We start from the raw sequence: 12,604 nt of genomic DNA, 5'->3' as shown, positions 1-12,604 counted from the left end.
TGGAAAGAAACCGAAAAGGTGACTGCTCCCCATTACCACGTCTGTGGACTTCTCACCACCACCCAGGGTGGTGAAAACCCATACGGGAGTGAGAACGTGTAGCGGGGTCCTTCACAACTCGTATGAGGAGTTTCATCTTGCGTTCCATCAAAACCGCCCGCAATCTCACCGCAACGGATGTATTGCGCAGAGTTGTCGGAGTGGCGGGCATCGCTACCCTTTCCCTGATCCTGTCCGCCTGTGTCATGCGCGGCGACGTCAACCACGCGGAGACGCAACCTGCGGCTGAATCATCGGTCACGGACGGAGCATCGGGCGTAGAGGATGACGAGGCCGCCGCCGAGGACCAAGGGCAGGCAGAGTCCGAGAAGACTGAGGAGGGGGCAGGGCAACAGAAGTCGTCTGACGCAGATGGCATTGATTTCTCAGCGGGCGGTGCCTGCGCGAACGGCGAGGATGGGTTTATCAAAGGCCTCGATCTCGAGGTGACGCTCTCGGGTACGTGCGGAACCATTGAGATCGAGGGAGCCAACCTGAAGATCGCACTTGAGAACGCCAACACCGTTGCCATCCGCGGTGAGAACAATACGGTTTCCGGCGCAGACTGGGATGTCGTGGTCATTCAGGGTCTCAACATCACGGCAGATGCCGCGTCCGCCGACACGATCGATGTCAACGGCAAGGACGTGAAGTTCACTTCCAGGCTTTCCCGGACAGTCCTGCTCTCCGGTGAGGGCATCGACGTCACAACGGGTGATGCAACGTCAATCGCGGTTGCGGGAGTCAAGAACAAGGTTGTCGCAGACACCGTGAGCGAGTCGATCACCGTGGAAGGCTCCAACAACGACGTTGCATGGACCGGGGGCATCTCCCAAGAGACCTCAGTAAAGGGCGAGGCGAACAGTTTCACGCGCCCTTAGGGTTCCGGCATCTGCCGGTGTGACCACTTGAGTGGCTCACCTGGAGAATCCCACTCTTCCCGAATTCCAGTCACCTCAAACTGTGTCCGCCGCTCTGACTCCCAAGGGGGCGGCGGACGCCCTTGTTTAGACCAGCGGTGAAAGCACGTTGACCGCAATCGTGAACATGATGATCGCGATGACTCCATCGAGGAACTGCCAGGATCGCGGCTTTTCAAAGAGTGGCTGTAGGAATCGGGCACCAAATCCAAGCAGCGTAAACCACACGATGGACGCGAGCATGGCACCAAATCCGAATACCCACTTGGCGTCACCGTGGCTGTTGGCGATGGAGCCGAGCAGCACGACCGTGTCCAGATAGAAATGAGGGTTGAGGTAGGTTACGGCGAGTGTCGCCCCGAGTACCGGCAGCAGGGATTTCCTCGCAGGCCCGGTCTCGGTTGCCATCGCGCTTGGTTTCATCGCGCGACGCAACGCGAGGAAGCCGTAGTAGACGAGGAAGGCACCGCCAAATAGGCGCATACCTGTGATGAGCCACGGTGCGTTCTCAACGATTGATCCGAATCCGGCGATCCCGATGCTCATGAACAGCATGTCTGAGAAGGCACAGACCAGTACTACCGGCACGATGTGGTTGCGCATGATTGCTTGGCGCAGCACAAAGGCGGATTGGGCACCGATCGCGACGATGAGTCCGAAGGCGATTCCAAAACCTGATGCGAAGATGGCAGTACTTGACACGTCTAGAAAGGTACGACGACCGGCTAGACTAAGACCAGTTAACTATTCTTGGCTTACTTAAGGATTACTTAATTGAAGGTAGATCTGGGACACCTCGAGGTACTCCTTGCAGTCGTTGAGGAGGGCACGTTTGAGGCTGCCGCAGTGGTTCTGCGGGTCACTCCCTCAGCGGTGAGCCAACGCATCCGCGCGCTTGAGCATCAGGCTGGCAAGGTGCTCCTCCAACGCACAAAACCGGTGACTCCAACGGACGCGGCAATCCCCTACCTACAGGCAGCACGGCAGATCAAGGCAGTTGTCGACCAGACCCTGCAACCAGCATTGGACCCTGCGGCTCCACTCCCCTCGATCCCACTGGCGATCAATGCGGACTCACTCGATACCTGGGTGATTGAGGCCCTCGCATCGATCCGAGACATCGCCACGTTCCACCTGTTTCGCGAGGATCAGGAGCACACAGCGGACTTGCTCCGGTCCGGCCGGGTTATGGCGGGAATCACGTCGCAGGAGACCGCAGTCCAGGGCTGCGAGTCAACCAGGTTGGGGGTGATGCGCTATCTGGCATTGGGTTCACCGGATTTTGTCGCCCAATGGTTCCCGCACGGCCCCACATCTGAAGCACTGGCTCAGGCACCGGTTGTCGAGTTCGACCGCAAGGACAACCTACAGCGGCAGTTCATGGAGTTGCACGGGGCGAGCGATGCCCGCCCACCAACGAACTACATTCCCACGAACCAGTCGTTCCGCGAGGCCATCCTGCAGGATCTCGGGTGGGGCATGGTTCCGGAACTATGGGCTCGGCCCCTCATCGAATCGGGAGCTGCGGTTCATCTCGGCGGTCACACGGATGTCACGCTGTACTGGCAGCAGTGGAAGGTATCGAGCCTCCCCCTTGAGACCGTGCGGTCGGCGATCCTGGATGCGGCCTCATATTCGCTCCGCATTTCCTGACCACCGGCCTCGGTGACAGGTCCGCATTTCAAAACACTGCACGATTCTGCTCCCACTCGGTTCGCGTTCTGCCGAATGTAAGGGTACTGGGTGCCTCAATCAGTCCGACCCAGTTCTTGGACTCCTGGGAGAATCGATGCCGCACGCCCACACCCCACAGCGCAGTCTTCTCGCCGTGATCGTCGTGAGCTGCCTTGCGATCGGCGCAGCGCCTGCGGCGTCTGTTGCTCAAGCTGGCTCATCGGCGCAGGTCGTACGGATCGCAGGCACGCTTACGCGTGCATTCGCTGACTCGTTTGAGGCAGATGAAGCGCACGGGCACAGCGAGGAACTCATGTTCCTGACCTCGTTTGGCGAGAGCATCTCGATTTCCGACGAGTCGGGCACCTTCGCTTCGGTGGCTTCCGGCGATCCCGTCATCGTTGAGGTCGCGGTTCCGTCCAACACGGTTCCAGCGACGCTCACCAACACGGGCGATGTTCTGGATGAGGCGGGAGTTGAATCGCTATCCGAACGGTTGAACGTTCAGGCCACAGCACTCACCGTCATCGATGCTGAACCTACGCTGCCCGAAGCTGCGCTGGAGACCGATACCGCTCCCAGTGCGCGAGCCACAACGATGTCAAGCATTGATGCTGCTGCGGGAACACACCCGACCGTGATTGTGCTCCCTCTGCCGAGCGACTACAACGGCGACCTGGGTGACTGCATCCCAGAGGACACTTCATGTCTGCCGCCTGAACCCACTTCTTGGGAAACCACCAATGGCCCTGTTTCTACGGCGCGTGCCCAGGAGTTGGTTGCGGATGCCGCAAGCTATTGGAACAGTCAAACCTTTGGTCGGGTTGCCGGTTTCCCGGTGATCGAGGTTGTGCGCGAGTGGGTGGATGCGACGAGCGATGAGTTGTGCGGCGAGCAGAACACCACCGCAACGTTCTACGACTGGTGGAGGGAATACCAGTATTCAGGTGTCCCCAGCATGCCGAGCGGTCACATGATGGTGTTTACCGGCGCATGCGATGGACCTGTGGATGGGGTTGCCTCCATTGGGAGTGGGGTCGACAGCGGCGGTCTGATCCTGCTGCGCAACGACAACCCACACACGCTCATCCACGAGATTGGACACAACTTCTCGCTCGGCCACTCCAACGTCGCATCACACCCTTCCCTCGGTGGGTCCGGAGAGTATCTGGGCCTATACAGCCCAATGGGTCTGACGGTCACACATAGTGGCGGTGCGTTTGCTGCTCCGGCGCTCGACGTTGCCTACCAGGATTATCTTGGGGTCCTCCCCACCGGCCAGCTCGCGACTCTGGCAGGCTCGGGAACCCGCCAGATCACCGCAACCAGCTCCATGGGTGGAACTCGCGCCGTGCTGTTCAAGGACCCTGTCACCGACGCGAACCTCTACGCCGAATACCGCTCTGGTAGCGGGATCGACCAGAATGCCTTCTATGCCTCGGGCTACACGCTTGGCATCAATCTCCGCTACGGCAAGGGGGTCCGGCTGTACACCCTCGAGGACGATGGCGTGGCCGCAAATCTGATAACGCTGACCCATTCGAGCACTGGGTCAGCACCGTTCAACTTGGTCTTGGGCAGTACGGAGACCTACACGAACGCCGCCAACGGAACCGGGCTCACAGTCCACATCCCATCCCTGAGCTCCACACAGGCCTCGATTGATATCACCCAAGCGACACCCAGCAGTGATCCAACCCCGCAGTCAACGGTCCAACCCACGCCGACTCCTCAACCAGTCGTCCCAACGACCTCGCCCGCAACGGAACCCACTGCACCGGTACCGGCCAAGAAAACCACGACAGCCCGACTCGTCGTCAATAAAGGCGCATATGGAACAGCGCGTAAGGCCACGCTCACACTCAGCGGAACACCTCACCCAACCGGGACTGCGACGGTTTATGTGGACGGCAGGAAGCGCGGCACCGCAACACTGAAGTCCGGTAGGGCAACGTTTACCCTGCCCAAGAACCTGAGGGCGGGAAAACACACCGTGAAGGTCACGGTACCTGCGTCCTCGCAGTACAAGGCCGTGACAAAAAGCACGACATTCACCGTTCCGAAGCTCAAGGGTAAGGTCACGCGTTTCGCGTCGGGCACCAAGAAGGTGCGCATCGGAAAGAAGTACTCCACAAAGTTCACCGTCAACGCCGCGGCAATCCTGCAACGATCGACCGGCAAAAAATGGACCACGATCAAGAACCTCAAGAAGGGCTCACACAAGCTCACGGTCTCAGCGAAGAAAAGCACCCCAACCACACGTTACCGAGTGGTCGTCAAAGGAACATCGCAGGTCACAAAAGTCACGAGCAAGACCCTCACGATCCGTCCTGTGAAGAACTAGGCTCCGTACACTAGAGACTTATCGTCGCCGCTTTGACACAATCTAAGGGGACGTAATCGTTGTGGAAAGCCGCGGTTGCGATATTCATGTATTTAAAAGGATGTTGATATGCGTTTCGCGCGTTCATACGCGGTGGCGGTTGCGGTCGCACTGGTAACCGCAACTGGCGTGGCAGCCCCAGCACTCGCCACGTCTTCGGCCACCGACCCGGGCGAAGCGCAACTGCGCGGCCAACTGGTCAAACTGATCGTGGATTATCCTGCGCACGACGATCTCGATTTCGGCGCACATTCAGATGACGATCACCCTGCCGACACGCACCTTGCGGTGCGCGTTGGAGACACGTCAGTGCCTATTTCCGACGAGTCTGGCCACCTTGAGCAGGTCCCTTCCGGTGCGGAGGTCACACTCACCGTAGAGTTGCCTGATGCGGCAGTGGTGCCCCCAGCTCCGGCCAGCGGTGATGGGCCGATCCTGTCGGAGACGCAGGCGGCCAGCGCCGCATCCGTGGCAAACGGCCCGATGACCGTCATCGATGTCCTCTCCGCGCACTCGGTCACGGCGCCGACGACGACAGTTACGGGTAGCGCATACCATCAGGTTTACGTGGTCATTGCGACACGTTCCGGTGCGGCGAATCTGGCGCCTTCTGAGAGCACCGGCAAAGCACTCGTTGAGAGTGCAGGCCAGTATTGGAGTTCCCAGACCTTTGGGAAGGTGTCAGGTTTTAAAGTCGCACAGACTCGCACCTACACAACCAGCCTGACCAAAAACCAGCTCTGCAACCTATCTTCCGTAGGCTCGATTGAACGCATCTGGCGGGAGGCCGCCCGTCAGTCGTCCTACCGGGAGGGCGCACGAAAGCATCTCTTGGTTCTCACCGAGCCCTGTGATCCAAATCGTGCTCTTGGGGTGGCCGAGGTTGGTGAGGGATTACAAACCGGTGGCCGCATCGTGGTCAACGATCTTTCCGAGCACACCGTCATCCACGAGTTCGGGCACAACTTCTCGCTCGGTCACGCGAATCTTGAGTCTGTAGCGGGCGACAGGATCTGGGACTACATGGCACTGTTCAGTCCTATGTCGGCGACCGTCGACGCAGCTATCGGGACTGTCCCCTCCCTCGACGTCGCATACCAGCACACACTCGGTGTGCTTCCGTCAGGCCAGTTGAAGACGGTGGTAGGCAGCGCAACCGTCAAACTCGCGCCCGTGAGCAACACTAAGGGCACTCGTGGCGCCCTGTTCTATGACCCCACGACCGGCACGAAAACCTACCTCGAGTACCGCAGTGGAACAGGGTTCGACACGCCCTCGTTCTACACCAACACCAGCGCGTTATCGGTCTACTTGTTCCGATACGGTGCTGGCGTACGCGTGTACACCCTTGATCAGGATGACCCGCGCACGTGGAACGATACCGGCACGCTTACTGAACCGATCTCACGTTCCCAGTTTCGGACCACTCTGCGGCAAGGCGAAAGGCTCCAGCATCCGCTGTCGGGCTACACGATCACCGTCTCCCAACTCACCGCAACCCAGGCCACGGTCCGCCTTTCAGTTCCTAAAGCGTCAAGCAGCCTCACCTCGAAGAACGTGAGCACCCGATACGGCACACAGCCCAAGCTCACGGTCCGACTTGGGTCGAATGCCCCCGCCGGAGGCACGATCACGGCGACCGTCAACGGTAAGAAGGTTGGGTCCGCCAAGGTTGCAGCAAAACCCGGTACGCGGAAAGTCACGGTAAAGCTCTCCAGCAACCTGGCGGTAGGAAAGCACAAGGTGAAGTTCAAGTACTCGGGCAATGCCGCGGCCAAGTCGTCTACGCACACTCGCACACTCACCGTTAAGAAGGCCACTCCAAAAGCCAAGATCACCGTCAAGAACGCCTACCTCAAATACAAGCCTTCCGTCACGCTCGCGTTGACCTCGGGCCGCGCTCCGTCCGGTAATGCAACCCTGTATGTGGATGGAAAGAAGACAGCCACCAAGAAGGTGTCGAAGGGCAAGACCACCTTCACACTTAAGAAGCCTCTGTCCAAGGGCAGGCACTCGTTCCGCGTGGAGTTCCACGCCTCCAAGAACTACAACAAGGCAACCGCAAAGAAGTCTGTGACGGTTGCGAAGAAGCGTGGCACCATCTCAGGTTTTGCCTCCGGAACCAAGACGATCGCGGCTGGCAAGGTATACAAGGACACCTTCAAGGTCAATCATGCCGCTGTGCTGCAAACTCGTACCGGTTCCACCTGGAAGACGGTCAAAAAGCTCAAAGCCGGAACCCACGTGCTCAAGCACACTGCCAAGGCGAAGCCCATCAGGTATCGCGTCAAGATCGCTTCCAGTTCGACCGTCACCGGCAAGACCAGCAAGACCGTCACCATCAAGGTCACAAAATAGTCGGTTCCTCCCGCAACTAGGCTGTTGTGTTCGTTCCTTCGCCAGGAGGTTGGCGACACCCTACTAGCCCGGATTCTCGACCGTCACGCCCGGATCATCCGTCTGCACCAGGAACAGCGCGAGCGCTCCCGCCAAAAACGCACCGGTCAGGGTAGCCACAGCACGCTCAAGCGCGACCAACTCAGCCCCGCCTGCAGGGGCAAGCAGAACCACCGATGGCGTCAGAAACACGACCTGACGAAGATAGTCGTCAAGGAGCGCATAGGAGATCATCAGGGTCATGCACACCGCGAGCGCTATAGTAACCGCCCAACCGGGAAAGGCGGTTGCCAGCACAAGGGCGAGCACGACCCCACCCACCGTGCCAAGGACTCTCTGACGGCCTCTGGCACGCGTGATATCTGGAAGTGGTCGGAGCACCACCGTTAGGGTGACTGCAATCCAATACCCATGCGGTATGCCGAAGTACTGGACCACATAGACAACTGTTGCCGCAGCTACGGCCATGACGATCGCGTGCCGCCACGCGTGAGCCGGATCAACTACACGGGTGGGTACCCGTGGGAATTTTGCGACAACGGCGATGCCAATCAGCAGTAGGCTTCCAACCATCATCCATCCAGCCGTGGTCGCAGGGTGGAAATCTCCCGGTAGGGACACAAGTACCGCAGCCACGGTTGGCACCCCTGACAGGAGTCCTTGCTTGCGAATCTCCGCGGGTGCGACCATGAGGCAGATGAGAGCGACAAAGCATGCTGCGACAAAGGGCTGGCCCTGTAAGCCCACCGCGACGGCTCCGGTAAGCGCTGTCGGGACAGCCAACAGCGCTGCGTCGCGAGGACTCAATGTGGTTGCAGGGCGGGTTCCGGCAAGAAATCCCATACCCAGTGCAACTGCACCGGGTACCCCCACACACCACAGCACCCCAAGGAAAGGAAGTGCGAGCAATGCGGTGAGCACGGCACTCACCGCCAAGACTTTGCGCGAAATCTTTGATTCGACCCACAGTTCAGTTGCCTGATTCAACATGTCTCACCCTGTCCGACTTAACTCTTATCTAGAGTGTTGCACTACTCAACGCCACTCAATGCCAGTTACCGCGTGTTGCTGGAACTCACTGAATCGTCGGGAATCGGTTCAAAGGTGGCGCAAAGTCGCCTCAAAGCAAACTCAAAGCCCCAGTTCGCGGCGCAAAACCCGAAACCGAGCCGGAAAAGGTGTCTGACGTGGGCACACCGGCAATCTCCGCACTGCTATCCTAGAGGGCGCACGTCAACGACGTACCTGTGCAGCGGGGAACCAAACCCACCAACGCTGGAACCTGTTCACCCGCTCCGCACCCGCGGCGCGCAGGGTTCCGCCTGGGTTCACGCATCATCAGCGATGGGATCACTGGTTCAGTGGCACCACCCGCACGCGGAGCAAGGCTGAAGATCTCCTGCACAGAAACCCAAAGCGCTTCAGCGCGAGAGCGAGATTCGGTGAACGCGCCCAAACCGGCCGGGCCCACGAGGGCTGCGCGACAACTGCACACAACCCCAGCATCAGCGCCACGGGCAAACTGGCCGGTCCTGATCAGTTCGGTGACTCTCATCGTCGCTCTCGCCGTCTGGGCCGTCGTCGCCCCGGAACGTGCGGACGAGGTCATTGGTGCGATGGTTGCTTGGGTTGCCTCCCACTTTGGTTGGTACTACGTTGCCATCGCCGGTGTCGTGGTTGCGTTCGTCGCCTATCTGCTGTTCTCCCGTGCGGGTCGCATCAAACTCGGCCCCGATGACTCGAAGCCAACCTTCAACTTGTTCACCTGGACCGCGATGTTGTTCGCAGCGGGCATCGGCATCGACCTGATGTTCTTCTCCGTCTCCGAACCCGTGGCGCAATACCTCTACCCACCGGTCGGCGAGGGCATGGACACCGCTGCGGCAAAGCAGGCAATCGTGTGGACGCTGTTCCACTATGGCCCTGTTGGCTGGGCGATGTATGCGGTGATGGGTGGGGCATTCGCCTTCTTTGCCTACCGCAAGAACCAGCCGCTCTCCATCCGTTCCCTCATGCGTCCCATCCTCAAGAAACGCGCCGACGGCTGGCTCGGCAACCTGATCGACACCATCGCTGTCCTGGGAACCATCTTCGGTATCGCGACGTCCCTTGGCATTGGCGTGGTGCAACTTGCCTACGGCCTTCACGTACTCGCTGGCGTACCCGAGAACATCGCCACCTATATCTGGCTGATCGTGTTCTCAGTCGCCATGGCCACCGCATCCACGGTCTCCGGTGTGGAAAAGGGTATCCGGCGGCTGTCTGAGGCAAACGTGATCGTCGTGATCGTCATGCTTGCGTGGATCGTGCTGTGGGGCGAGACCCGACGTATCCTCGAGGCATTCGTCATGAACATCGGCGACTTCCTGACCACATTCCCCTCCCTGCTCCTTGAAACCCACGCCTGGGATCGCCCGGATGCGTGGTCTCAGGACTGGACTCTGTTCTTCTGGGCCTGGTGGATCGCCTGGGCACCATTCGTGGGACTCTTCCTCGCCCGTATCTCGCGCGGACGCACCCTACGCGAGTTCGTGGTCGGCGTCATGGTGATCCCGTTCCTCTACATCGCCCTGTTCGTGGTGGTTCTGGGGAACTCCGCCCTCGAACTGGTCATCGGCGGTGACCTGGCCTTCGCCGACACCGCCGTCAATCTGCCCGAGCGGGCCTTCTTCGACCTACTGGGCACCTACCCCGGCTCCTCAATGCTCGTGGCAGTCGCCCTCGCCGCTGGCCTCCTGCTCTACGTGACCTCTGCCGACTCCGGCGCCCTAGTGTTGTCCGGACTGTCCTCCAAGATCGAGAACAACAGCCAAGACGGCGGCAAACCACTACGAATCGTCTGGTCCGTTGCAACCGGCGTGCTCACCCTCGCGATGCTGATCGTCGGTGGTGTCAGCACGCTCCAACAAGCCACCGTGATCATCGGGCTACCGTTCTCAATCGTGCTCATCATGGTCATGGTGTCCTTCTATCGGTCCCTCAAGAGCACGGTCGATATGCCGCCTGGTGGCGTAACCACAGGCGGCACCACAGGTGATGGCCCAGACCGTACGGACCAGGCAGAGGCTCCAGTCAGTGCACGGGCCCGCGCTCTGACCACGGAAGTAGCGGGCAGCACTCCGGAAGAACACGTCGCCGACTCGTCGACAAATGCCACCAACCCACCACATACAGCCACACACAACTGAAGCAAACGAGAAGGAAAATGAGTTCCACATCGCAGCCCCTCCAACGCCAACGCGTCACCTATGCCTGGCTCGTGCACATCTTCACCATGACCGGAGTGATCTGGGCCTGCCTAGCAATCGCCGCACTGTTCCAGGGCGAGATCCTGCAGATGTGGATGTGGCTCGGAATCGCGCTCATCGTCGACGGGCTCGACGGCAACCTCGCACGAAAGGCAGACGTCAAAAAGTATGCGCCGAACTTTGACGGAACCGTCCTCGACATCATGGTCGACTACCTGACGTGGACCTTCATCCCCGCGCTGTTCATGTACATTCACCTGCCACTCGGCGGATCGTGGACGTCCGCGGCAATGTTCGCGCTCATCTGCACGTCCTCGGTGTTCACCTACTGCAACGTGAAACTCAAAACCCACGACTACTACTTCATGGGCTTCCCCGCCGCATGGAACATCGTGGCCGTGGTCATGTGGATCGTCGGTTCCGGCTCGGCTCTCAACGTCACCGTGACCATCGTGCTGGCACTCCTGACCGTTGCGCCGTTGACTTTCGTGCACCCATTCCGAGTCGCACGGTTGATGCCGATGAACATCGCAACGGCCTTCGGCTGGATCGTGACCACTGCGATTCTGCTCATCCAACACCCTGAACGCGCGCTTGTCGTCGAGGTGATCTGGTGGGCGTGCGGAGCCTGGCTCATGGGCCTGAGCGCATACCGAACCGTGCAGGAGATTCGTGCTCGCAGCAAGGCCGTCGTAGGCAACCAGTAGGCAACCTGGTGGTTTTGCGGGATCAGGGTGGTTTTTCTTAAGTCTTGATCCCGGAAAATCACCATCCGGCTAGGGCAACATCTACGCCACCCGCCTAGAATGTTCGAGTCAGCGTCACGCAAACGTGCGCGGAACCTCCGCCGCATAGCGGCTTTCAAGCGACCGTTCCTGGCGGTAGTTCGCCCATTCAATCCCTAGGCTGCCTGCGATGAGCAGTGCGATGATCAGGATGACGAATGGCGGATAGTTGCGCCCATACAGACCGAAATACACGTATGGCGCCATAAACGTGGCCATCGTGACGAGCGTTCCGGCCATTCGGATGCGTCGTGTGGCTCCGGAAATCATCGCGATGATGCCCCACGTATACGGAATCGCCGTGATGACGTCGATTGACCACAACATCAGAAGGCTGCCATGGAATTCCTTCACGAACATCACTGGCAGAGCCCGCAGCGAGGAGTATACGAAGACCGCCAGGTATACGTAGGTTCTAGGGTTGCGCAGGAGCCGCGCGATCTTGGAGCGTTGACGCACGGGAACCATCAGCTCAGTCAAACGTGCAAGTATCCGGTGCGACAGGCTGGCGGCATCAACGCCCTCGAACAACCAGGCATATCCGGGGAACTCGATCAGCAGCCAACTCGCAACATGCTCGGGGGTGATCCCGTAGGCTCTGCGCCCATCAGCGGACTGTGGTCCAAGGGCGACAAGGTGCCGGCCGAACTTTGCATCCAACCTTGCGTGGATGGTGTTGTCAGCAATCGTGACGACCCAGAGTCTGCTTCCAGACTCGAGTGCCTGTCGCAGCGATGTGGCCAATACATTATGGTCATCGAATAGGTCCGGCGAGATCACCTGCACTTGGCGTGTACCTAGTTCCGAGAGCCGAAGCACACCAGCGGTCTTGCGCACCGTTGCCGGGTCCAAGGACAGTTCAGTGATGGTTTCTGAACCGAAAACCCCATGTGGTCGAGGCAGAAAGGCATCGCGCACGGAGATGAGCACCTCGTGCGCACGGCGAACGAAGGAACCTAGCACTCAACAAGGCTAACTTACATAGGTGGGGAACATAATCCTCCCAGAGTATGCTCAGTCAGCACAAAGATCAGACCACAGTATGAGTTGCCGACGAGTTCAGATGGTCCCGAGTCGCCGCGTCTCCCAGCGCCCTCGTCCTCGCTCTCATTTGAGAGTGACCAGATCCGCACTCTCACGCACTGCGAGTACGCATCT

At 59.5% G+C, this 12,604-nt stretch carries 9 protein-coding genes; 6 read left to right on the top strand and 3 right to left on the bottom strand.

The features are described from left to right. Nucleotides 1–137 precede the first annotated feature (137 nt). On the top strand, nt 138–920 hold the full coding sequence (locus ACFSYH_RS09370) for a DUF3060 domain-containing protein (protein WP_377466657.1): 783 nt from the start codon (nt 138–140) through the stop codon (nt 918–920). 126 nt (nt 921–1,046) lie between these two features. Here the strand turns inward: ACFSYH_RS09370 and ACFSYH_RS09365 are convergent, their stop codons facing one another. Further along, the gene (locus tag ACFSYH_RS09365; RefSeq protein WP_377466656.1) at nt 1,047–1,661 is read right to left on the bottom strand and encodes a LysE/ArgO family amino acid transporter; all 615 of its coding nucleotides are present in this window, start codon (nt 1,659–1,661) and stop codon (nt 1,047–1,049) included. A gap of 72 nt (nt 1,662–1,733) precedes the next feature. Between ACFSYH_RS09365 and ACFSYH_RS09360 the strand changes: the two genes are divergently transcribed. The 3 genes from ACFSYH_RS09360 to ACFSYH_RS09350 all read left to right on the top strand — a co-directional run bounded on the left by ACFSYH_RS09360 (nt 1,734) and on the right by ACFSYH_RS09350 (nt 7,374). Next, a complete protein-coding gene (locus tag ACFSYH_RS09360) occupies nt 1,734–2,612 on the top strand; it encodes a LysR family transcriptional regulator ArgP (RefSeq protein ID WP_377466655.1) in 879 nt (292 codons plus the stop codon). Between the two features lie 136 nt (nt 2,613–2,748). Continuing rightward, the gene (locus ACFSYH_RS09355) at nt 2,749–4,977 is read left to right on the top strand and encodes a hypothetical protein (RefSeq protein ID WP_377466654.1); all 2,229 of its coding nucleotides are present in this window, start codon (nt 2,749–2,751) and stop codon (nt 4,975–4,977) included. Nucleotides 4,978–5,085: 108 nt separating this feature from the next. After that, complete coding sequence (locus ACFSYH_RS09350) at nt 5,086–7,374, top strand: Ig-like domain-containing protein (RefSeq protein WP_377466652.1); 2,289 nt, start codon at nt 5,086–5,088, stop codon at nt 7,372–7,374. 63 nt (nt 7,375–7,437) lie between these two features. Here the strand turns inward: ACFSYH_RS09350 and ACFSYH_RS09345 are convergent, their stop codons facing one another. Then, nucleotides 7,438–8,403 (bottom strand): FUSC family protein, encoded by a 966-nt coding sequence (locus ACFSYH_RS09345; protein ID WP_377466651.1) that lies wholly within the window; start codon nt 8,401–8,403, stop codon nt 7,438–7,440. Between the two features lie 452 nt (nt 8,404–8,855). On the opposite strand from ACFSYH_RS09345, the gene ACFSYH_RS09340 reads away from it, so the two are divergent. Further along, the gene (locus ACFSYH_RS09340) at nt 8,856–10,601 is read left to right on the top strand and encodes a BCCT family transporter (RefSeq protein WP_377466650.1); all 1,746 of its coding nucleotides are present in this window, start codon (nt 8,856–8,858) and stop codon (nt 10,599–10,601) included. Nucleotides 10,602–10,618: 17 nt separating this feature from the next. After that, nucleotides 10,619–11,368, top strand: a complete 750-nt coding sequence (locus tag ACFSYH_RS09335; protein ID WP_377466649.1) for a CDP-alcohol phosphatidyltransferase family protein — start codon at nt 10,619–10,621, stop codon at nt 11,366–11,368. Nucleotides 11,369–11,482: 114 nt separating this feature from the next. On the opposite strand, the gene ACFSYH_RS09330 is transcribed toward ACFSYH_RS09335, so the two are convergent. Further along, nucleotides 11,483–12,409 carry a hypothetical protein gene (locus ACFSYH_RS09330; protein WP_377466648.1) on the bottom strand — a complete coding sequence of 309 codons (927 nt, stop codon included), beginning with the start codon at nt 12,407–12,409 and terminating at the stop codon, nt 11,483–11,485. Between the last annotated feature and the right edge of the window lie 195 nt (nt 12,410–12,604).

This window comes from Populibacterium corticicola, assembly GCF_042683685.1.
In the GTDB taxonomy this organism is placed as follows: domain Bacteria; phylum Actinomycetota; class Actinomycetes; order Actinomycetales; family Cellulomonadaceae; genus Timonella; species Timonella corticicola.
The sequence above is the reverse complement of the archived record's forward strand: the minus strand, read 5'-3'. Positions and strand labels throughout refer to the sequence as shown.